The sequence below is a fragment of the Pectobacterium cacticida genome (assembly GCF_036885195.1).
Classification (GTDB): Bacteria; Pseudomonadota; Gammaproteobacteria; order Enterobacterales; family Enterobacteriaceae; genus Pectobacterium; species Pectobacterium cacticida.
In genome coordinates, this window is sequence record NZ_CP133656.1 from 3,853,624 (window position 1) to 3,873,877 (window position 20,254).

The window sequence follows — 20,254 nt, forward strand, 5'->3', positions numbered from 1 at the left end:
TGATGGCAAAGTTATTGATTCAACACCTGAGTGTGACCTTCCCCGATACGTCAGAGCCGGTGCTGGATATTCCCATGTTGTCGATCCGTTCTGGCGAGCGGGTAGCGGTAATGGGGCCTTCCGGTTCCGGTAAAACCACGCTGGTCAACGCGATTACCGGGATGGATCACAGCGGTACAGGCTGTGTGCAATGGAAAAAGCAGGATATCTGGCAGATGAACGAAGCCGAACGAGATCGGTGGCGAGCGCGACACATTGGGCTGGTTATGCAAGATTTCCACCTTTTTCCCGGTCTTAATGCGATAGAGAACGTCCTATTACCCGCGCAGTTTCGCTATTGGCGCATCCCCGCAGCACTCAGGCAACGGGCGGCGGATCTGCTCGCGCAGGTCGGGCTGGAAACCGGGACGCGCCCGATTGACGTCTTATCACGCGGAGAGAAGCAGCGCGTGGCGGTGGCAAGAGCCTTACTCAACAGACCGGACATTATCGTCGCCGATGAGCCGACGGCAAGTCTGGATGCGCGCAGCGGTGAGCAGATCGCCGATCTGCTGGTGACGCTGGCGCGCGACAGCCACGCCACGCTGATCGCGATTACACACGATGCCCGTCTGGCTTCGCAGATGTCGCGCTGCATTCAGTTGGAAAAAGGTCGCCTCGTGGCGGACCAATCCTATCAAGAGGATCGACAATGATTCCATGGCGTCTTATCTGGGTCGACTGGCGTCGGCTCTGGCCGGGAGTGTTGGTTGTGGTATTGCTCATCGCAATGGCGACCGCGCTAAGTGTTTCAGTGAGTTTGCAGGAAAGAGCGCTACGCATGGGCAGCGCTAAAGCCGCCGACCGTTTCGATCTGGTGATTGGCGCACCGGGAAGCGAAACGCAACTGGTGCTGTCGTCCGTCTTCCTGCAACCGTCTGCGCTGACCTTGATTCCCGCGCAAGTATTAACCGATTTGGAAAAGAACCCGCTGGTCGCCTGGGCAGCGCCGGTGGCGTTTGGCGATTTCTATCAAGGGATGCCAATTGTCGGCACTACCCCGCCGCTGGTCACGGATGATGGCAAACGGCAACTGACCACCGGGCGTATGTTCCACGATGGCTTTGAAGCGGTCGTCGGAGCGCAAACCGGGTTAACGGTAGGCGATACCTTCAGCCCGGTACATGGTCAGGTGGGGACGGAAGGCGCACACGCGCATGATGATGTCACCTACACCGTGGTCGGTGTGCTGCCTGCCGACGGCAGCGCGTGGGATAAAGCTATCCTGGTGCCGGTAAACGCCGTATGGCGAGTGCATGGCATTCATCCACCGCATGACGCGGAGAATGCGCACCATGAGCATGAGCATGAGCATGAGCATGAGCATGAGCATGAGCATGAGCATGAGCATGAGCATGAGCATGAGCATGAGCATGAGCAGCGTACTCATAAACACGAAGGTGAACATGATGGGCATGCACACGATGAAACCACGCAGGCGGACGGCGAACAGCACGCTGATGAACATCACAATGAAGCCCATGCTACGGAAGGTGTCGCAAGTGATGATCGTCATGCTGATGCCACCCAACCGGCAACGGCCTCGCATGCCGATGAACATGGTCAGGAAGAAGCACACGGACACACACATCAGGCGGGATTACCCGCAATTGTCGTGAAACCGAAAACCATTGCAGGCGCTTATCAACTGCGCTCGCTGTATCGCAGCAACACCACACTGGCGGTATTCCCCGGTGAAGTATTGGTGAAATTGTACTCGATTCTGGGCGACATTCGTGAACTACTGTCCTATATCTCGTTGGGCACGCAGGGATTGGTCGGCATCGCGGTGGCGATGGTAGCGGTGATCCACCTGCGGCAACGGCAGAAGCAGATCGGCGCACTACGCGCATTTGGCGCGCCGCGTTACGGTATTTTCACCCTGATTTGGAGCGGGCTGATGTCGTTGGTGAGCGTCGGCGTACTCTTGGGCGTTGGCCTCGGCTACTTCGCTGCCCGTGCGATTGCGGTCATAATGAGCGAAAAAAGTGGTTTTGTTCTGCCCGTGACGCTGGAATGGGAAGACATCCACTTTGTCCTGCTCTTGCTGTTGGTCGCCGCTGTCGTCCTCACGATCCCAGCCATGCTGTCTTACCGACAATCTCCGGCTATGGCGCTGCGTGGGGAGTGAATGTAACGGGGCGCCGCAGCGCCCCTTCGCAGCCCGGCTGCAATCGCCCTCCCGATATTGTCATCGGTTTTAAGGATCTACATCACCAGCCACAACGCCCAAGTGAAGAGGAATCCAGATACCCCAAGGAGAGTGGTGAGTACCGTCCAGGTACGCAGGCCATCAGCGACGGACAGCCCCAGATATTTGGTGACGATCCAGAACCCCGAGTCATTGACGTGTGATAGACCCAGTCCACCAAAGCAGGCAGAGAGCGTCACCAACACCAACTGCATCTGATTCAGACCGCTGACGGCTTCGCTCAGCAGGCCGCAGGTGGTGAGAATGGCGACAGTGGCGGAACCTTGTGAGGCTCTCAGCGCTAGCGACAGAAGGAACGCGGCAGGCACCAGTGGCAGGTGGATGCTGGTCAGCGTATCCGCCAGCGCTCTGCCGATGCCCGATTCCACCAGCACTTTACCGAACACGCCACCGGCACCGGTCACCATAATGACCATCGCCGCGGCAGGCATGGCATCGCCCATCACACCGCTGGCTTTCTCCAACGACCAGCCGCGACGCAGAGCAATCAGCCAAAACGCTAAGGCCAGTGCAATCAGCAACGCCACGGCAGGGGAACCGACCAGCGACATCACATTACACACCGGATGTCCGGCAGGCAGAATGGTCGCAGAGACGGTGCCGAGCATAATGATGGCAATCGGAATCGCAATCAACGCGGCAATCAGCCCGGCCGAGGGGGCAGTGAAGGGAGCCGTATACGGCGTGGCATCTTCCGGCTTCGCCAGCTGTAGCTGCTCTAATACTTCGACGGAAAGCGCATACTTGCGGCGGTTCATTGCCTTGGCAGCCCAGTAGCTGATGATGCCGACAGGAATCGATACCAGCAGGCCAATGATGGTCAGCCAGCCGATATCCGCATTTAGCAGGCCAGCGGCGGCGACAGGGCCAGGGTGGGGCGGCAGCGCGACGTGCACCGTCAGCATCACGCCCGCGACGGGCAAGCCGAATTTAATCGGGGAGACTTTCGCGACTTTCGCAAAGCCGTAAATAATGGGGGCGAGGATAATAAAGCCGACGTCGAAAAAAACCGGAATACCCAGAATAAAAGCGGCAATGGTTAATGCTGCCACCATTAATCCTGGCCCCATCAATTGGGCAAAGCGGTGCGCTAAGGATTCCGCGCCGCCGGACACTTCGATCATTCTGCCCAGCATGGCACCGAGGCCGATAATAATTGCCACTGAACCGAGAATACCGCCCATACCGGAGGTAATCACTTTCATCACGTCGCCGGTGGGAATACCCGTAGCCAATGCAACGAGTAAGCTGACGACCAGCAGGGCGACAAAGGGCTGAATTTTAAATTTAATGACCATCAGCAGCAGGAGTAATACCCCGGCGATAGCGATGCAGAGTAAGAGCGAGGTGGCCATGTTCTTATCCTCATTGACCCATTTTGCCATTCAGAGGCTGCAACGGTATTGGGTTATGGTTTTATTTGAAGAAAAGGGTGACCCGACTCCCGCAGTGAAATAATGCGGGAATCTGACCTTTTCTCGTATTTTATAAAGGTGTCTCTGGTGTTTATTTTTTTATAAAATATACCCGTCATACTTCAAGTTGCATGTGCGTTGGCTACGTTCAGTCACCCGAATCACTTACCTGAGTAAGCTCATCGGGATTCCTTCTCTTGCCGCCTTCCTGAAACTCGAATTATTTAGGGTATAGTCATGCATTACGGCGATAATTTATTTCTTCAGCCAGGGTTTAGCCCATTCCAGCCCGTCTTCCGTTTTGCCGCGCGGATTATATTCACAGCCAACCCAGCCGGCATAATTCACGCGATCCAATTCAGCAAAGATAAACGGATAATTAATTTCTCCTTCATCGGGTTCATGCCGTGCAGGCACCGAGGCAATTTGAATATGTCCGATGCGTCCAGCCAAATCGTGAATAATTTGTGTCAGGTTGCCATCGACAATCTGCGCGTGGAAGAAATCCAGCTGGATATAGACGTTCGGCCGATCGATCAGATTGGCTAATTCCAGTGCCTGATACTGACTGGCAAACAGATAATTCGGTTTCACTTTCGCACTCAGCGCTTCAATCATGATATTGATGCCGTGCGGCGCAAATTTATCGGCGGCGTAGCGCAGGTTATCAATAAAGGTTTGCTGATAGGCTGCGCGGTCTTCACCGGGCGGGACGACCCCGCCCATCACCAGTACCGATGGGCAGTTAAGCGCCAGCGCATATTCCAGCGCGTTATCGATATCCCGGCGAGCATCCTCAATACGGTCTGGCAGCGCGGAGACCCCCCATTCGCCTGCGGCGATATTGCCGGGCGCGGTATTGAACAACACTTGCTTCAGGCCATTTTCCCGCAGCTTTTCCGCCAGCAGCGGTGCCGGATATTCATAAGGAAACAGATACTCGACCGAGGTAAAACCCGCATCGGCAGCGGCTTTAAAACGATCGAGAAATGGTAAGTCGGTAAACAGCATAGAAAGATTGGCAGCAAACTTAGGCATGGTTAACTCCTCGGTTCAGCAAAAAATGGCTCATCAAGAGAGCTCTGCAATATCGTCTGCGGTGAGGTAGCGAATTTTTCGATCACCGAGAATAAAAATCAGCTTGGCGGTTTCTTCCAGCTCTTCCATGTTGTCCGCCGCCGCACGCAGATCCTTGCCGGTAACAACCGGGCCGTGGTTAGCCAATAAGAACGCCTTGTAGCGCGAGGCCAGCTTCGCCAGGTCTTCACCGAGCCGCGCATCGCCGGGACGGTAATAAGGGACGACGGGCACTTTACCGACGCGCATCACTACATAGGGCGTGAACGGCCTGATGGCATCCCGCGTATCCAGCCCTTCCAGACATGAGAGCGCCGTCAGGTAGGTGCTGTGCAGGTGGACGATCGCTTTGCATTCGGGGTCGTTACGGTAAATCGACAGGTGAAAGCTGACCTCTTTCGACGGCTTATCCCCGGAGATCCATTCGCCGCTCAGGCTGACCTTGGATAACCGCTCGGCATCCAGATCGCCGAGACAAGAGCCGGTTGGCGTTGCCAACAGCGTGCCATCATCTAATAGTAACGACAGGTTGCCCGCTGAGCCGGTGGCGTAGCCGCGCTGGAAAAAGGACGCACCCAGTTTGACCATTTCCGCGCGTGCGCGCTGCTCGCTGCTCAGCGCGGCTTCGGTGTTGTGGTGTTTTTCACTCATGCGGCAAACTCCTTTTGAGCGCGGGCAAAAAAGTCTTCATCACCGAAATTGCCGGATTTCAACGCCAGCGAAAGCGGATGATTGGTGGAACGTACCCACGGCACGCCGGGAGAGATGGACGGCCCGATATGGAACGCGTGAATGCCCAGCGTTTGCACCACGATGCTGGAGGTTTCCCCGCCCGCGATGATGAAACGCTGGAAGCCGTCCTGCTGAAGCTGGCGGGCGACGGCGGCAAACAGTTTCTCCACCGCCTGACTACTGGCCTCTGCGCCCCAGCGCTGCTGAATCTGCGCCAGTTCGTCGGGTGATGACGTGGCATATAGCAGTGGCGCAAGTGCGTCGTCACGATGTGCTTTAACCCAATCGGCCAGTTCCTGCGCGTAGGATTGTAGAACCTCATCGCTTTCCAGACAGCGAGCGACGTCAATCGCGCGCCCCGCTGCCTGTTTCAGGTAGTGAGCGACCTGCCTGTTGGTCATCACTGAGCAGGAACCGGATAGCACAACGCCTGCGCCAGATTGTGGCTTGCCTGCCTCGGTGGCGGAACCGGTATGTTTTGTTGCGTCTGCCAACTGACGTGCCAGCCCCATCGCCAGGCCGGAACCGCCGGTGACCAGTTTCATGTCGCGCAGTGCTTCACCCTGTGTTAGCAGGTGTTGTTCGTTCAACGTATCCAGCACTACATAGCGGATACCCTGTTCTTTCAACTGCGCCAGCCGCTGTTTGACGGCCTCTGCGCCCTGCTCCATCACGGCATACGGCACCAGCCCGCAGTGTCCGGCGGCCTGCTGTTCCATGACGCGCATCAGGTTGCTGTCTGTCATCGGCGTAACCGGATGGTGGCGCATCCCGGATTCGGACAGCAGTTGATCCATCACGAACAGGTGACCCTGATAGACGGTTCTGCCGTTTACCGGCAGCGCTGGAGAGATGATGGTCTGCGTTTCACCGAGCTGTTGCAACAGCGCATCGGTTACCGGGCCGATGTTGCCTTTTGCTGTGCTGTCGAAGGTGGAACAATATTTAAAGTAGAACTGCCGGCAGCCCTGTTGTTGCAGCCATGCCAGCGCCTTGAGCGAATCCGCCACCGCCTGTTCCGCCGGACAGGAGCGCGATTTCAGGCTAATGACCACGGCCTGCGTGTCGACTTTAAAATCGGACGGCGGTACACCGTTGAGTTGTACGGTCGGCAGCCCGTTGTTGACCAGAAAGCTGGCGATATCCGTGGCGCCGGTAAAATCATCGGCGATCACACCTAGCTTGATCATGGCGCCTCCTTCTTTTCCGGTAGCGTAATGCCGTTAAATATCTTGATGACCGCACTGTCGTCTTCTTTACCAAATCCGGCGTTGCTGGCGGCGGTAAACATGTTGAACGCGGTAGAGGCCAGCGGCAGTGGGAAATGGAGTGATTTGGCAGTGTCGGTAACCAGCCCCAGATCTTTCACGAAAATATCAACGGCGGACTTTGGCGTGTAATCGCCATCGACAACGTGACGCATGCGGTTTTCAAACATCCAGGAATTCCCGGCAGCGTTGGTCACCACGTCATACATGATATCCAGCGGGATATCGGCACGGGCGGCTAGCGCCATTGCTTCCGCGCCAGCGGCGATGTGTACGCCTGCCAGCAACTGGTGAATAATTTTAACCGTTGCGCCCAGCCCGATTTCTGCACCGATGCGGTAGACCTTGCCCGCGACGGCATCCAGCACGGGCTTCAGTTTCTCAAAAGCCAGATCGGAACCGGAGGCCATGACCGTCATGTCGCCTGCGGCGGCTTTTGCCGCCCCGCCGGACACCGGCGCATCCAGCATGATCAACTGATGCTCAGCCAGACGCTGTTCAATGTTTTTGGCATCCTGCGCGGAGATGGTGGAAGACACCATGACCACGGTGCCGGGCTTGAGTTTCGCGGCGACCTGCGATTCACCGAACAAAATGCCGTTCACCTGTGCGGCGTTTACGACCAGCAGCACCACGGCATCCAGCTTGTCAGCGAAAGCATCAATACGCGTGTCGGCCTGCGCCGCCCCCGCCTGACGTAAGCGTTCCAGCGCCTGCGGATTGATATCGACACCATATGTCGTCAGGCCAGCGTTAATGCAAGATGCCGCAGCGCCAAAACCCATGGAACCCAGACCGATAACGGCGACAGCATAATCAGAAGTCTTTTTCATCGTGGTTGCCTTGTTAAAATTAGTGATTATTTGTTCTCTGGTGTTAAATATAAGGACTATCAGAACAAATTATGGTGATTTTTATCACATAAATTAACATTCAGATCGCAATGACTCAGGCTCGCTGAACACCACCGAGAAAGATATAGTCTTAATTTTCTTTATATATCATGCAATTAAATATAATTTCGCGCTGTGTAACGGTGAACACCATCATGTCTGGCGTGGTGTATGACGTGAATTTATGATAATTATCGTCATCAAACGGGGTATCTCTCACAATATTTATCAAACCAGCACTCTCAAACAAACAGGGAACGAACAGCGTGATTCCAGTAGAACGTCATCAACAAATTCTGGCGCTGATCGCCGAACGCGGCGTGGTGAGTATCAATGAATTGACAGAGCGACTGGGCGTGTCGCACATGACGGTTCGGCGCGATGTGCAAAAGCTGGAGCAGGACGGTCTGCTGCTGAGTGTCTCCGGCGGCGTGCGCTCGCCCGAACGTCTGGCGATTGAGCCGTCGCATCAGGTTAAATCCGTGATGTTCAGCCAGCAGAAAGAAGCAATTGGCAAACTGGCGGCGCAGCACATTCCGTTGAATAGCTGCATTTATCTGGATGCAGGCACCACGACGCTATCGCTGGCGCGCGAGTTGGCGGAACGCGACGATCTCCTGATTGTCACCAACGACTTTGTTATCGCAGCCTTTCTGATTGACTCCAGCCAGTGCCGCATGATCCACACCGGCGGCACGCTGTGTCGGGAAAACCGCTCCTGCGTTGGGGAGGCGGTAGCGCAGGCGCTGCGCAACCTGTTTATCGACATCGCCTTTATCTCCGCGTCCTCCTGGAGCCTGCGCGGGTTGTCCACGCCAAACGAAGACAAAGTGGTTGTGAAACGCGCGGTGGTAGAAGCCAGCAGAAAACGCGTCCTGCTATGCGACACCTCGAAATATGGTCGCATCGCCACCCACCTTGCCACGCCGCTCAGCGTATTCGACAGTATTATCACCGACGACGGCTTACCTGCCGCCGCCAAAGAAGCCTTGAGCAAAATGGGGGTAGAGGTGCTGGTGGCGTGAGGGGGGATAGCCAAACTGGGACGGCCTAACTCTCGCCTTGAGCCCAATGTGGAAATAAACGTATTATCGCGATGTCGTTAATTAAATAAACTCATGAAAAAAAGGAATGTAAATAATGAGTGTGCGTAGTGAAATTATTGATGGCCGGCAAGCCTCTGGTGTGACATATGGCTTGATTTATACTGAGGTGCTAGGTTGGATTGATTTAGGCCATGCGAAAGGGGACGACATTAAGGATATTATTCAACAAATGTATGTCGGAGAGAATACTGAAGACGGAATGCCATACTACGATGTTACCTATAAACAAGGCATGATTGGACTCAGAAGAAGCGTCACTATCAACCGATTTATTAAATGGCGGATAAAAAAAGGAAGGTCTCTTCAAGAAAGACATAGCATTGCTCTTGCTATGATTCTCACCGTAGCGAAACGGTTTGAATCTATGCAGGCCTCTTTTCTATTCAATTTAGTTACAGATAGTGGGTTTAGTGGGGAAGATCTTGTTTCAGATTTATTAGGTTTCTACCGAGTGGTTTCTACTCCTAACCCTTTTTATTTATTACGGCCAGTGAGTAAAGAAGAAGCATTAAAACGATGGGATTTCTATGGCCCTATCGGAAATTTTAAAAATATAGGATTCCGACCTATTTTATTTCCGGATCCTGAGCTCAGGTCCTATGCTCAACCTCGGTTAGGGTTTCTCCCATCTTTTATGCAAACAATATATCCTTATAATGACTTTGAGTCAGGAAATGTAGGTATTGCATCCTACGATGGTACTGAACTCACAACAAATTTCTTTAAATAACATGAAAAAAAAGATAATTATATCACTCGTCATATCGATCCTAATTGTCTTGCCGCTTATCTATTATTGGCCTGCCATAGTTATTCTGACGGAGGGGAGTTCTCGCTACACGGAACAGGACACCCGACGATATGAAATGCTGACGGACGATATTATTAAAAATTGCCCGCGTATTTCTTCTATCTATGATTTTGGCTATGCCACGGTTGATGGCCCTGCATTGGAAGTCAGCAATATTACGTTTCAAAACACCAATAACGCGACAAGCATACGCAGCTATCTAGCGTCGCTTGGTTTTATGCCGAGCTACACAGACACGACGGGTGAGTATTGGAAGTCTACGGATTCAGATAAAACGATACATATAGGAATCATCAACGATCCTAAAATCGTTATCGTTGATGTCATACGAAAGTAGCCCTGAATAAAGCAGCAAGCGCGTTTGAATGTATGGTGATGTTCCGGTGCGTAGCATTTTGTACACGTCATGTACAGTTGTATAGAGATTCACTACACGGGCATGATGATGAAAGCGCCAATCAATATTCGGGCCAAAGCCTCCCAACGGGATTTGATCGATATGGCTGCAAACCTTGTGTCAAAATCGCGTACCGATTTTATGCTTGAAGCTACCTGCCGTGAGGCGCAGGACATTTTGTTGGATCAACGTTTGTTGATTTTGGATAACGAACAGTTTGGCGAATTTTTGGCCGAGTTGGATGCATCACCGCAGAGCGTCAGGCTCGCATTAACGATCTAATGAGCCGCAAATCGCCATGGGAATAACTGCGCCAGAGTCATTACTGATAATTGCTCTTGGTGGCATGCTATTGATTAAATACATCCTTATTTAGCCACTTTTTAAATATCAAAAAAGTGGCACATAGGTTCCATTTGCTGATGCAGGATTCGGATGATAAGAAGATCTTCTTCTCGTATGCGGTAGAAAATAGCGTGTTGCCTATGATCGAATCGGCGCACACCTTGGCTAATTTCAGGGTACTCTTGGCCTATATAAGGGGATTCTGCTAGCAGAATCAGCGTATTCTCTAGCGACTCTGTATAATTGTCAGCCTGACTGATGCCGTAGTTGATCAATGTGTACTCAAAGATGCCTGCGAAATCTTCTACTGCAAGATTAGAGAGTTTATACATTCAGTTCGCGCTTCTTTTTTGCCGCAATTTCACGCAGCGTCAACGAACTTTCTCCACTTTGCTCCCCCGCATAAATCGCTTTTTTCAGAGCCTCTGTTTTGGATTCTTGTTGTTCAAGAAGACGAAGTGCTGACCTGATGACTTCACTGGTTGAACTATAGCGACCGCTATCTATTAATTTGGAGACAAAATCATCCAGTTGTTCGCCGATCGTAATACTTGTCGTTCTAGGCATAAAAACCTCCTGTGTTATCTATTAACACAAATGGTAGCACAGAAAAGCCTACTTAGTAGCCAATAAGAAGACCTTCTTTCCTCTGTCACTTTCCCGTCATCTTCCAGTTATTTTTCTGTCATGTGCTCATGTCATGTTTACCTTCGCATAAAAAACGCCGTGATGATGGCGATCCTAATTGATTGCAGGAGACAGGCATGTTCAACAACACAATTCGTAAAACACATGCTATTCGCACCGCCGCGGCGTGTGTGGCATTAGCGCTGATGAGCGCCAGTGCGCAGGCCGCGACAGAAATTCCTTTCTGGCACTCTATGGAAGGCGAGCTAGGGAAAGAAGTGAATTCTCTGGCTGACCGTTTTAACAAGGCACACAGCGATGTAAAAATTGTGCCGGTCTACAAAGGCAACTATGAACAGAATCTGGCTGCCGGGATTGCGGCCTACCGCGCGGGAAATGCGCCCGCCATTTTGCAGGTTTATGAAGTGGGTACGGCGACCATGATGGCAAGTAAAGCTATCAAGCCCGTTTATGAAGTGTTCAAAGACGCTGGCATTCAATTCGACGAATCGGTGTTTGTACCGACCGTTTCCGGTTATTACACCGATGCAAAGAGCGGTCACCTGCTGTCGCAGCCGTTTAACAGCTCAACCCCTGTGCTGTATTACAACAAAGATGCCTTCAAGAAGGCGGGATTAGATCCCGAACAACCCCCGAAAACCTGGCAGCAAGTGGCCGACTACACCGCCAAATTGCGTGCAGCCGGGATGAAGTGCGGCTATGCCAGCGGCTGGCAGGGTTGGATTCAGATTGAAAACTTCAGCGCCTGGCACGGTTTGCCCGTTGCGAGTAAAAATAATGGCTTTGATGGCACCGATGCGGTGCTGGAATTCAACAAGCCGACGCAGGTCAAGCATATCCAACTATTGCAGGACATGAACAAGAAGGGTGACTTTACCTATTTCGGCCGTAAAGATGAGCCAACCGAAAAATTCTATAACGGCGACTGCGCCATCACGACGGCATCTTCTGGATCGCTGGCGGATATTCGTCAGCATGCCAAGTTTAATTACGGCGTTGGCATGATGCCGTATGACGCCGATGTGGAAGGCGCACCGCAAAACGCCATTATCGGCGGCGCCAGCCTGTGGGTGATGGGAGGAAAAGATGCCGCGACCTACAAAGGCGTCGCTGAGTTTATGAAGTTCCTGGCCGAACCGGAAAATGCCGCCGAATGGCACCAGAAAACCGGTTATCTGCCAATCACCACCGCCGCGTATGAACTGACGCAGAAGCAGGGTTTCTATGAAAAAAACCCCGGCGCGGATATCGCCACGCGTCAGATGCTGAACAAGCCGCCGTTGCCATTCACCAAAGGCTTGCGTTTGGGCAACATGCCGCAAATTCGTACCGTCGTGGATGAAGAATTAGAAAGCGTATGGACAGGTAAGAAGACGCCGCAACAGGCGTTGGATAGCGCTGTGGAACGCGGTAACGCGCTGCTGCGTCGCTTTGAGCAATCGACGAAGTAATACGCTTCTGTTGAGCAATACCGGGCCGAAGGGAATCGGCCTGTTTCTTTTCTGTTTGCAACGAGTTAGCGCATGACATCATCCCGCCCCGTTTTTCGCAGCAGTTGGTTGCCTTACGTGCTGGTGTTACCCCAATTGCTGATTACCGTGATTTTCTTTATCTGGCCCGCAGGTCAGGCGCTGTGGTATTCGGTACAGAACTTAGATCCGTTTGGGTTATCCAGCGAGTTTGTCGGTATGGAAAACTTCAAGCAACTGTTCAATAACCCCTATTACCTTGATTCATTTTACACCACGCTGATCTTCAGCTTTATGGTAGCCGGGTTTGGCATGTTAATTTCGCTCTTTCTGGCCGCACTGGTGGATCATGTTATTCGCGCCAGCCGCCTGTACCAGACGTTGATTATCCTGCCCTATGCCGTCGCCCCCGCCGTCGCTGCCGTATTGTGGATGTTCCTGTTTAACCCCGGTCTGGGGCTGATTACCCATTTTCTCGGGCTGATGGGCTACACGTGGAACCACGCGCAGCACAGCGGTCAGGCGATGTTTTTAGTGGTGCTGGCGTCGGTGTGGAAGCAGATCAGTTATAATTTCCTATTTTTCCTTGCGGCGCTGCAATCTATCCCTCGTTCACTGGTGGAAGCGGGCGCGATTGATGGTGCCGGGCCGGTACGACGATTCTTCAATCTGGTACTGCCGATGATCTCGCCAGTGAGCTTCTTCCTGCTAGTCGTCAATCTGGTGTACGCCTTTTTCGACACCTTCCCCATTATCGATGCCGCGACGGCCGGAGGCCCCGTGCAGTCGACGACCACGCTGATCTACAAAATCTATCGCGAAGGGTTTGCCGGGCTTGATCTGTCTAGCTCTGCGGCGCAATCGGTGATCTTGATGCTGCTGGTGATCGGGTTGACCGTTATTCAGTTCCGTTTTGTAGAACGGAGAGTGAATTATCAATGAAGGTGAATCAATGAAGGCCAATGACAATGATTGAGAATCGTCGCGGGTTAACTATTTTCAGCCACGTCATGCTGATCGTCGGTATTCTCGCCGTCTTATTTCCGCTGTACGTGGGGTTTGTGGCCGCTACGCTGGATAATCAGGAGGTCTTTCAGGCCCCCATGACGCTCATCCCCGGTACTCATCTATGGGAAAATCTGCGCCACATTTGGTTACACGGCGCGGGCAACAACGGTACGCCATTCGGGCTCATGCTACTGAACAGCTTCGTCATGGCACTGACGATTACGGTGGGGAAAATCACCGTATCGATTCTGTCCGCTTACGCCATCGTCTATTTCCGTTTTCCGCTGCGCAGCCTGTTCTTCTGGATGATTTTTCTGACGCTGATGCTGCCGGTGGAAGTGCGTATTTTCCCGACGGTGGAAGTGATCGCCAGGCTGGACATGATGGACAGTTACACCGGTTTAACGCTGCCGCTGATGGCCTCGGCGACCGCAACCTTCCTGTTTCGCCAATTCTTTATGACGCTGCCGGATGAGCTAATGGAAGCGGCGCGTATCGACGGCGCCAGCCCGATGCGTTTCTTCTTCGACATGGTGTTACCGCTATCGAAAACTAATCTGGCGGCGCTGTTCGTGATCACATTCATCTACGGCTGGAACCAGTACCTGTGGCCGCTGCTGATTATCAGCGATGCCAATCTGGGTACGGCGGTCGCCGGGATTAAAAGCATGATTGCTTCCGGTGACGGAGCGACCCAGTGGAATCAGGTGATGGCCGCGATGCTGCTGACCATGCTGCCGCCGCTGCTGGTGGTGTTACTGATGCAGCGCTGGTTCGTGCGCGGTCTGGTGGACAGCGAAAAATAACTTGAGACGAATTTCGGAAACGCTTATGGCAAGTTTAAAACTTCAGGCCGTCACCAAGTCTTACGATGGCAAAACGCAGGTTATCCACCCCATCGATCTGGATGTCGCAGACGGCGAATTCGTGGTGATGGTGGGGCCATCGGGCTGCGGTAAATCGACGCTGCTGCGCATGGTGGCAGGCCTCGAACGCACCACCAGCGGCGATATCTATATTGATAACCAGCGGGTCACCGATCTGGAACCGAAAGATCGCGGAATTGCGATGGTGTTCCAGAATTATGCGCTTTACCCCCATATGAACGTATTCGACAATATGGCTTACGGCCTGAAAATTCGTGGTTTCGGCAAGGCGCAGATTCGTGAACGCGTGGAAGATGCGGCGCGAATTCTGGAGCTGATGCCGCTGCTGCAACGCAAACCGCGTGAGCTATCAGGCGGACAGCGTCAGCGCGTGGCGATGGGGCGAGCGATCGTGCGTGAACCGGCGGTGTTCCTGTTTGATGAGCCGCTATCAAATCTCGATGCCAAACTGCGCGTACAGATGCGGCTGGAATTACAGCAACTGCACCAACGCCTGAAAACTACCAGCCTGTACGTCACGCACGATCAGGTCGAAGCGATGACGCTGGCCCAGCGCGTCATCGTCATGAATAAAGGCATTGCCGAGCAAATCGGCGCGCCGGCTGATATTTATCGCCGCCCGGCATCGCTGTTTGTCGCCAGTTTCATTGGCTCACCGGCCATGAATCTGTGGACGGGCCGCATTAGCGATGATGGCTGCCGCTTTGAAATTGGCGACGACATCACGCTGGCACTGCCCGAACCAAAGCCGCAGTGGCGCGGCAAGGCATTGACGCTGGGGGTACGACCGGAGCATATTCAATTAGCGACGCGCGAAACCGGCGGCATCCCATTGCACGTGTCCACACTCGAACTGCTGGGCGCGGATAATCTAGCGCACGGTAAGTGGGGCGGACAAAACGTGATCGCGCGACTCTCTTATGAGCACTGCCCCGCTATCGGTTCGACGCTCTGGCTGCATTTACCAACGGCATCATGGCACCTGTTTGATTCGCAAAGCGGATTACGGATGGAATAATGGAAACAACCTGGCCCTACCCGCCCATTGTCGCCCATCGCGGCGGGGGTTCACTGGCACCGGAAAACACGCTGGCAGCGATTGATGTCGGCGCCAGTCTCGGTCACAAGATGATTGAATTTGACGCCAAGCTGTCGCAGGACGGCCAGATTTTCCTCCTACACGACGACACGCTTGAGCGCACCAGCAATGGCTGGGGCATTGCTGGTGAACTGCCGTGGGACACGCTGGTCAGGCTGGATGTCGGCGGCTGGTACGGTCATCAATTTGTGGGTGAACGCCTGCCGCTGCTATCGGAAGTGGCAAAACGCTGCATGCAGTACGGCATGGCGGCCAATATCGAAATTAAACCCACGACCGGATATGAAACCGAAACTGGGCGGGTGATTGCGCTGGCAGCGCGTCAGCTGTGGGCCGATCATCCGGTTGCACCGCTGCTATCTTCGTTCTCTATCGACGCGCTGGAAGCCGCTCAGCAGGCTGCACCGGAACTCCCGCGTGGGTTATTGCTGGATGAATGGAACGAGAACTGGCTGACGCTAACGCGGCGTCTGGGGTGCGTGTCTATCCACCTGAATCACCAATTGCTGACGGCAGAACGCGTTGCGACGCTGAAAGCCGCGGGTTTACGCATTCTGGTTTATACCGTTAACCAACCCGATCGCGCACAAACTTTGCTGGATTGGGGCGTTGACTGTATCTGTACTGACCGGATAGATTTAATCGGGGCAGACTTCGCGACCGGCTGAAGTCTGCCTTTCACCCGTCATCCTGCGTTATCTTGTCATAGCACGCCGCGGCGATGTTGATATCGTCGCAAGAAAATATAATGCGGGGGGGCCTTCTTTCTGACTTGGTGCCGGTAATAAGGCAAGGAAATAGCTTCATGCCCGCATTTATTGTTTCGCTTTGGCACCAGATTTTTCTGTCGTTACCCCTCTTTGTTCTGATTGCGCTCGGCTATAGCCTGATTCGCTACGGTAAATGGCCGACCACCGTGACCGACGGCATGACGCGCTTTGTCTTCTCCGTCGCCATGCCCGCCATGCTGTTCCGCCTGATGGCTGATTTCTCCAAACGTCCGGTGGTGGATGCCCGGCTGCTGATCGCCTTTTTCGGCGGCTGCCTGCTGGTGTTTGTCTTAGGCCGCATCGTGGCACGTAAGGTCTTTCACCTCGATGGTGTCTCCGGCTCGCTGTTTGCGCTGAGCGGCATCTTCTCCAACAACGTGATGCTGGGGCTGCCGATTGCCACGCTGATGCTGGGTGAAGAGGCCATCCCGTCTGTCGCGCTGGTCGTCGTGTTTAACGGGCTTATTTTGTGGACGCTGGTGACGGTGTCGGTGGAGTGGGCGCGTAACGGGGCGTTGTCGCTACAGGGTTTCACCAAAACCGCGCTGGGCGTGCTGAAGAACCCGCTGATTATCGGCATCTTGTCCGGTACGGCGTTTAGCCTGACCGGTTTGCCGCTGCCGTCATATATCGATCAGCCGCTTGCCATGCTGGGGCAGATTGCCGCACCGCTGTCGCTGGTAGCACTGGGGATGGGGCTGGCGGAATACCGTGTGCGTGACGGCTGGCAGATCAGTACGGCGATTTGCACGATCAAGCTGCTGGTACAGCCGCTAGCGATCTGGGGGATTGCGATTGCACTTGGCCTGCCGGAAATGGAAACGCGTGCGGTTGTGCTGCTGGGGTCGATGGCGGTGGGCGTTAACGTCTATCTGATGTCGCGCCAGTTTGATGTGCTGGGTGGCCCGGTGGCATCAAGCCTGTTGCTATCAACGGCGCTGGCGGCGCTAACCACGCCGTTGATTCTGACGCTGATGGGTGTGCGGTTATAAGGCCGCAGTAGTCTCAGGGGTTCTGTTTAATCGGCGGCGGCGGTGTGGCACTCTGTGACCGTTGTAAATCCTGTTGGATCTGCTGTTGGCGCTGTTGCTGCAACTGCTGGTTGCGCTGCTGGAGCTGCTGATTCAACTGCCGTTGCTGTAATTTCTGGCTCTGCTGCATAGTCTGCTGCAACTGTTTCTGGCTGCTGATACCGCTCTCAAACTGCTGCTGAGGCGTGGGCGCTGGCGGCGTGTTAGCGGTTGCTAGAAGCGGCAGACCGAGCAGCACAGCACAGGCCAATAATGTCGTAGGGTGTTTCATTAAACCTCCACACAGGCTGTATGCCTGCATCGTGTTCTCATCAGTACATTAGCCTAATGTTTTTCCTTAAGTGTAATCGCTGTAGAGGAAAACGTCGTGCAGAGTAATCCGCAATCCTACATGCACAGGTTTTGGGTTGCCCTGTTGGAATGCGCTATACTGCGGCGGAATTTTCCTTTGTGGTTGACGCTATCTCATGTTCCATATCGCGCTCTATGCGCCTCAAATTGCACCAAACACCGGCAATATTATTCGACTGGCGGCTAACAACGGCTGTACGCTTCATGTGATTGAACCATTGGGGTTTGATTTTGAAGAGAAAAAACTACGCCGGGCGGGGCTGGATTACCACGATCTGGCGAGCGTCAGCCGTCATAAAAATTATCAGGATTTTCTGGCTGCCGTTCCCGGCAAACGCATCTTCGCCTGTACGACTAAAGGCAGTCGCCCTTATGACCAGCCAGCCTACCGTCCAGGTGATGTCTTGTTATTTGGCTCGGAAACGTCGGGGTTACCGGATGAAATTCGTAATGGCTTTGCGTCAGACTTCCGTATCCGCATTCCCATGCAAGCCAACAATCGCAGCCTGAACCTGTCGAATGCGGTAGCGATCATCAGCTATGAAGCCTGGCGGCAAAACGGCTTCGGCGGTTGCCGATAGCCGCCTGATTTTACCGTTGATGCAATGGCAGCCAGATAACTAAACGCAACCCACCTAGTGGGCTGTCTTCCGCTTTTACCCAGCCTTTGTGTTGCGTAATGGCGGTTTCTACGATAGCCAGCCCTAAACCGCTGCCGCCGGATTCGCGATCGCGCGCTTCATCCGTCCGATAGAAGGGGCGGAATATCTGTTCGCGATCTTCCGGGCTCACACCGGGGCCATCATCGTCCACTTTGATGGTGATTCCCCGATTATCCACCGAAAAGGCGACTTCGATATGGCTATGCGAGTAGCGCAGCGCGTTACGCACGATATTTTCCAGCGCACTGTCAAGCGACGCCGGATTGCCGAAGATCGTCCATGGCCCAGGCGGATAAGGGACTTCCAGCGTTTTTCCCATCTGCTCGGCTTCAAAAGCGGCGTCATCCAGTACATTGCCCCATAGCTCATCGGCTCGCAGGAACTCGCGCGTCAATTCATTCTTATGTTGGTTACGTGAAAGCACCAACAAATCGTTGATCATGCTGTCAAGCCGCTGCGTTTCCGTCTCAATGCGATTCAGCTCATTACCTTCGCCCTGGCGTCGACGCAACAGCGCCGTCGCAAGTTGCAAACGCGTTAGCGGTGTGCGTAATTCATGAGAGATATCCGATAGAAGACGTTGCTGTGCGGTAACCATGCGTTCTAATGCGCTAACCATTTGGTTGAAGCTGGCGCCGGTGGCCAAAAACTCTTGTGGGCCGGATTCCAATTCCGGGTGTTGGCGTAAGTTGCCCTTAGCCACTTCGTCCGCGGCATATTTGAGCTTGCGGGCGGGTTTTGCCAGACTCCAGGCCAGCCAAAGCAATAACGGTGAGCTGATCAACATAGTAACGATCAGCAGCAACAATGGGCGATCAAACAATAGGCTGATAAAATCCGACTGCGGGCTGTTGGCCGGACGAATGATATAAAGTTGGTAATTGTCATCACCATCGCGGATCGCAAAAGGGCCTAAAAGCTCAACACGACCATAATTTTTCTTTTGCGGGTGGTCGGCATTATCCGATAACCCGATAAAATTACGCACAATCTGCGTTTCATGTTTCTCGATGCCGAAAATACGCCCCTCGCTGGTGACCAGAAAAAGGCGTTGCCCCGGCGGAGACCACTTCTCCAATACCCAGAACAAGCGTAACCACCAGCGCAGATCATTTGCGGGTGTGTTAGCGAGGTCCGCTTCAATGTGCTGTTCCAGTATAATCCCCTGCCGTAGCTCATTTTCCAGCAGGCCTGTAAGCTGACGGGAATCCAGCTTAGGTAACATTAAAACCAGCATGAGTACCAGCGCCAGCGTTAGCCAGAATATGGCAAAAATACGGGCGGTCAAACTGTTGATCATGCCACCGATACCATCAGATAGCCTCGCCCGCGCAACGTTTTAAACCAGGGTAAGCCATCCTTACGTTCTGGCAATTTGCGCCGTAGGTTAGAGATATGCATATCGATCGCGCGGTCAAACGGCGTTAATCGTTTTCCCAGCACTTCCAGGCTTAAATGTTCGCGAGAGACGACCTGCCCCAACCGTTGGGCCAGAAGATACAATAACGTAAACTCAGTGCCTGTCAGGTCCAGCACGATATTGTCAAAACTCGCTTCCTGCCGTCCCGGATTCAAACGCAACCCATCGACTTCCAGCGTTGGCGAAGCGTTATCATCAGCCTGTTGTTGGTCAGTCCAATGAGATCGGCGTAAAATAGCGCGAATACGTGCGACTAATTCTCTGTCGTTAAACGGCTTCGGCAGATAATCATCCGCACCCAGTTCCAGACCGAGAACGCGGTCTAATTCACTGCCGCGCGCGGTCAACATAATGACTGGCGTTTGATGCTGCTGCCGCAGTTCTTTTAGGGTATCGATACCGTTTTTCTTCGGCATCATCACATCCAGTAATAACAGGTCGATCGAGCTATCTAACACCTGTAATGCCTGTTCGCCATCGTAGGCGACAACGACTTCAAAACCTTCCATTTCGAGCAATTCTTTTAGTAACGCCGTTAGCTCTCTATCGTCATCAACCAGTAGAATTTTATTCATGTTTTCTCTACCTCCAAAGGCAAAATACGATATAGATTA

The 20,254-nt window shown here is 53.4% G+C and carries 22 protein-coding genes and 1 pseudogene; 13 read left to right on the forward strand and 10 right to left on the reverse strand.

Annotation, left to right across the window (positions count from 1 at the left end):
- The first annotated feature begins 2 nt into the window (after positions 1–2).
- Positions 3–695 carry an ABC transporter ATP-binding protein gene (locus RFN81_RS17525; RefSeq protein ID WP_264497026.1) on the forward strand — a complete coding sequence of 231 codons (693 nt, stop codon included), beginning with the start codon at positions 3–5 and terminating at the stop codon, positions 693–695.
- Positions 692–2,170, forward strand: coding sequence for an FtsX-like permease family protein (locus tag RFN81_RS17530; RefSeq protein ID WP_264497027.1), 1,479 nt, complete (start codon positions 692–694; stop codon positions 2,168–2,170). The genes RFN81_RS17525 and RFN81_RS17530 overlap by 4 nt, the downstream gene beginning before the upstream one ends.
- Positions 2,171–2,247: 77 nt before the next feature.
- Here RFN81_RS17530 and RFN81_RS17535 read toward each other — a convergent pair whose 3' ends face one another.
- From RFN81_RS17535 to ltnD, 5 genes are all read right to left on the reverse strand, one after another.
- Positions 2,248–3,606: a GntP family transporter gene (locus tag RFN81_RS17535; RefSeq protein WP_264497028.1), complete on the reverse strand. Its 1,359-nt coding sequence runs from the start codon at positions 3,604–3,606 to the stop codon at positions 2,248–2,250.
- A gap of 315 nt (positions 3,607–3,921) precedes the next feature.
- Positions 3,922–4,704, reverse strand: coding sequence for a 2-oxo-tetronate isomerase (gene otnI / locus RFN81_RS17540; RefSeq protein ID WP_264497029.1), 783 nt, complete (start codon positions 4,702–4,704; stop codon positions 3,922–3,924).
- A 33-nt stretch (positions 4,705–4,737) separates the two neighbouring features.
- A complete protein-coding gene (gene otnC, locus RFN81_RS17545) occupies positions 4,738–5,394 on the reverse strand; it encodes a 3-oxo-tetronate 4-phosphate decarboxylase (protein WP_264497030.1) in 657 nt (218 codons plus the stop codon).
- A complete protein-coding gene (otnK, locus tag RFN81_RS17550) occupies positions 5,391–6,665 on the reverse strand; it encodes a 3-oxo-tetronate kinase (protein WP_264497031.1) in 1,275 nt (424 codons plus the stop codon). The genes otnC and otnK overlap by 4 nt, the downstream gene beginning before the upstream one ends.
- Positions 6,662–7,576 (reverse strand): L-threonate dehydrogenase, encoded by a 915-nt coding sequence (gene ltnD / locus RFN81_RS17555; RefSeq protein ID WP_264497032.1) that lies wholly within the window; start codon positions 7,574–7,576, stop codon positions 6,662–6,664. The genes otnK and ltnD overlap by 4 nt, the downstream gene beginning before the upstream one ends.
- 326 nt (positions 7,577–7,902) lie before the next feature.
- Here ltnD and ygbI point away from each other — a divergent pair, with 326 nt between their 5' ends.
- From ygbI to RFN81_RS17575, 4 genes and pseudogenes are all read left to right on the forward strand, one after another.
- Complete coding sequence (gene ygbI, locus RFN81_RS17560) at positions 7,903–8,661, forward strand: DNA-binding transcriptional repressor YgbI (protein ID WP_264497033.1); 759 nt, start codon at positions 7,903–7,905, stop codon at positions 8,659–8,661.
- 115 nt (positions 8,662–8,776) lie between these two features.
- On the forward strand, positions 8,777–9,472 hold the full coding sequence (locus RFN81_RS17565; protein ID WP_264497034.1) for a hypothetical protein: 696 nt from the start codon (positions 8,777–8,779) through the stop codon (positions 9,470–9,472).
- 1 nt (position 9,473) lies between these two features.
- Positions 9,474–9,890: a hypothetical protein gene (locus RFN81_RS17570; RefSeq protein ID WP_319800206.1), complete on the forward strand. Its 417-nt coding sequence runs from the start codon at positions 9,474–9,476 to the stop codon at positions 9,888–9,890.
- Between the two features lie 102 nt (positions 9,891–9,992).
- A pseudogene (locus RFN81_RS17575) lies at positions 9,993–10,258 on the forward strand (DUF1778 domain-containing protein).
- A gap of 75 nt (positions 10,259–10,333) precedes the next feature.
- On the opposite strand, the gene RFN81_RS17580 reads toward RFN81_RS17575, so the two are convergent.
- Both RFN81_RS17580 and RFN81_RS17585 read right to left on the reverse strand, forming a co-directional pair.
- The gene (locus RFN81_RS17580; protein WP_264497036.1) at positions 10,334–10,627 is read right to left on the reverse strand and encodes a type II toxin-antitoxin system RelE/ParE family toxin; all 294 of its coding nucleotides are present in this window, start codon (positions 10,625–10,627) and stop codon (positions 10,334–10,336) included.
- A complete protein-coding gene (locus RFN81_RS17585; protein ID WP_264497037.1) occupies positions 10,620–10,862 on the reverse strand; it encodes a type II toxin-antitoxin system ParD family antitoxin in 243 nt (80 codons plus the stop codon). The genes RFN81_RS17580 and RFN81_RS17585 overlap by 8 nt, the downstream gene beginning before the upstream one ends.
- A 197-nt stretch (positions 10,863–11,059) precedes the next feature.
- Here RFN81_RS17585 and ugpB point away from each other — a divergent pair, with 197 nt between their 5' ends.
- The 6 genes from ugpB (at position 11,060) to RFN81_RS17615 (ending at position 17,168) form a co-directional block, all read left to right on the forward strand.
- Positions 11,060–12,394, forward strand: coding sequence for a sn-glycerol-3-phosphate ABC transporter substrate-binding protein UgpB (gene ugpB / locus RFN81_RS17590; RefSeq protein ID WP_264497038.1), 1,335 nt, complete (start codon positions 11,060–11,062; stop codon positions 12,392–12,394).
- Between the two features lie 72 nt (positions 12,395–12,466).
- Positions 12,467–13,354 carry a sn-glycerol-3-phosphate ABC transporter permease UgpA gene (gene ugpA, locus RFN81_RS17595; protein WP_264497039.1) on the forward strand — a complete coding sequence of 296 codons (888 nt, stop codon included), beginning with the start codon at positions 12,467–12,469 and terminating at the stop codon, positions 13,352–13,354.
- Between the two features lie 26 nt (positions 13,355–13,380).
- Complete coding sequence (gene ugpE / locus RFN81_RS17600) at positions 13,381–14,226, forward strand: sn-glycerol-3-phosphate ABC transporter permease UgpE (protein WP_264499036.1); 846 nt, start codon at positions 13,381–13,383, stop codon at positions 14,224–14,226.
- 25 nt (positions 14,227–14,251) lie between these two features.
- Positions 14,252–15,325 (forward strand): sn-glycerol-3-phosphate import ATP-binding protein UgpC, encoded by a 1,074-nt coding sequence (locus tag RFN81_RS17605; protein ID WP_264497040.1) that lies wholly within the window; start codon positions 14,252–14,254, stop codon positions 15,323–15,325.
- Positions 15,325–16,074 (forward strand): glycerophosphodiester phosphodiesterase, encoded by a 750-nt coding sequence (ugpQ, locus tag RFN81_RS17610; RefSeq protein WP_264497041.1) that lies wholly within the window; start codon positions 15,325–15,327, stop codon positions 16,072–16,074. Before RFN81_RS17605 ends, ugpQ begins: the two co-directional genes overlap by 1 nt.
- A gap of 137 nt (positions 16,075–16,211) precedes the next feature.
- Entirely contained in the window at positions 16,212–17,168 is a 957-nt protein-coding gene (locus RFN81_RS17615; protein WP_264497042.1) for an AEC family transporter, read from the forward strand.
- Positions 17,169–17,181: 13 nt separating this feature from the next.
- Here RFN81_RS17615 and RFN81_RS17620 read toward each other — a convergent pair whose 3' ends face one another.
- Positions 17,182–17,478: a hypothetical protein gene (locus RFN81_RS17620; protein ID WP_264497043.1), complete on the reverse strand. Its 297-nt coding sequence runs from the start codon at positions 17,476–17,478 to the stop codon at positions 17,182–17,184.
- Between the two features lie 196 nt (positions 17,479–17,674).
- Here RFN81_RS17620 and RFN81_RS17625 point away from each other — a divergent pair, with 196 nt between their 5' ends.
- Positions 17,675–18,139 (forward strand): tRNA (cytidine(34)-2'-O)-methyltransferase, encoded by a 465-nt coding sequence (locus RFN81_RS17625; protein ID WP_264497044.1) that lies wholly within the window; start codon positions 17,675–17,677, stop codon positions 18,137–18,139.
- Between the two features lie 10 nt (positions 18,140–18,149).
- Here RFN81_RS17625 and cpxA read toward each other — a convergent pair whose 3' ends face one another.
- Entirely contained in the window at positions 18,150–19,520 is a 1,371-nt protein-coding gene (cpxA, locus tag RFN81_RS17630; protein ID WP_264497045.1) for an envelope stress sensor histidine kinase CpxA, read from the reverse strand.
- Positions 19,517–20,215, reverse strand: a complete 699-nt coding sequence (cpxR, locus tag RFN81_RS17635; RefSeq protein WP_264497046.1) for an envelope stress response regulator transcription factor CpxR — start codon at positions 20,213–20,215, stop codon at positions 19,517–19,519. Before cpxR ends, cpxA begins: the two co-directional genes overlap by 4 nt.
- Positions 20,216–20,254: the final 39 nt, after the last annotated feature.

Bases quoted from the DNA above. Each gene is read 5' to 3' on its own strand.
- RFN81_RS17525 (WP_264497026.1), top strand. From the start codon at position 3: ATGGCAAAGTTATTGATTCAACACCTGAGTGTGACCTTCCCCGATACG.
- RFN81_RS17530 (WP_264497027.1), top strand. From the start codon at position 692: ATGATTCCATGGCGTCTTATCTGGGTCGACTGGCGTCGGCTCTGGCCG.
- RFN81_RS17535 (WP_264497028.1), bottom strand. From the start codon at position 3,606: ATGGCCACCTCGCTCTTACTCTGCATCGCTATCGCCGGGGTATTACTC.
- otnI (WP_264497029.1), bottom strand. From the start codon at position 4,704: ATGCCTAAGTTTGCTGCCAATCTTTCTATGCTGTTTACCGACTTACCA.
- otnC (WP_264497030.1), bottom strand. From the start codon at position 5,394: ATGAGTGAAAAACACCACAACACCGAAGCCGCGCTGAGCAGCGAGCAG.
- otnK (WP_264497031.1), bottom strand. From the start codon at position 6,665: ATGATCAAGCTAGGTGTGATCGCCGATGATTTTACCGGCGCCACGGAT.
- ltnD (WP_264497032.1), bottom strand. From the start codon at position 7,576: ATGAAAAAGACTTCTGATTATGCTGTCGCCGTTATCGGTCTGGGTTCC.
- RFN81_RS17565 (WP_264497034.1), top strand. From the start codon at position 8,777: ATGAGTGTGCGTAGTGAAATTATTGATGGCCGGCAAGCCTCTGGTGTG.
- RFN81_RS17570 (WP_319800206.1), top strand. From the start codon at position 9,474: ATGAAAAAAAAGATAATTATATCACTCGTCATATCGATCCTAATTGTC.
- RFN81_RS17580 (WP_264497036.1), bottom strand. From the start codon at position 10,627: ATGTATAAACTCTCTAATCTTGCAGTAGAAGATTTCGCAGGCATCTTT.
- RFN81_RS17585 (WP_264497037.1), bottom strand. From the start codon at position 10,862: ATGCCTAGAACGACAAGTATTACGATCGGCGAACAACTGGATGATTTT.
- ugpB (WP_264497038.1), top strand. From the start codon at position 11,060: ATGTTCAACAACACAATTCGTAAAACACATGCTATTCGCACCGCCGCG.
- ugpA (WP_264497039.1), top strand. From the start codon at position 12,467: ATGACATCATCCCGCCCCGTTTTTCGCAGCAGTTGGTTGCCTTACGTG.
- ugpE (WP_264499036.1), top strand. From the start codon at position 13,381: ATGATTGAGAATCGTCGCGGGTTAACTATTTTCAGCCACGTCATGCTG.
- RFN81_RS17605 (WP_264497040.1), top strand. From the start codon at position 14,252: ATGGCAAGTTTAAAACTTCAGGCCGTCACCAAGTCTTACGATGGCAAA.
- ugpQ (WP_264497041.1), top strand. From the start codon at position 15,325: ATGGAAACAACCTGGCCCTACCCGCCCATTGTCGCCCATCGCGGCGGG.
- RFN81_RS17615 (WP_264497042.1), top strand. From the start codon at position 16,212: ATGCCCGCATTTATTGTTTCGCTTTGGCACCAGATTTTTCTGTCGTTA.
- RFN81_RS17620 (WP_264497043.1), bottom strand. From the start codon at position 17,478: ATGAAACACCCTACGACATTATTGGCCTGTGCTGTGCTGCTCGGTCTG.
- RFN81_RS17625 (WP_264497044.1), top strand. From the start codon at position 17,675: ATGTTCCATATCGCGCTCTATGCGCCTCAAATTGCACCAAACACCGGC.
- cpxA (WP_264497045.1), bottom strand. From the start codon at position 19,520: ATGATCAACAGTTTGACCGCCCGTATTTTTGCCATATTCTGGCTAACG.
- cpxR (WP_264497046.1), bottom strand. From the start codon at position 20,215: ATGAATAAAATTCTACTGGTTGATGACGATAGAGAGCTAACGGCGTTA.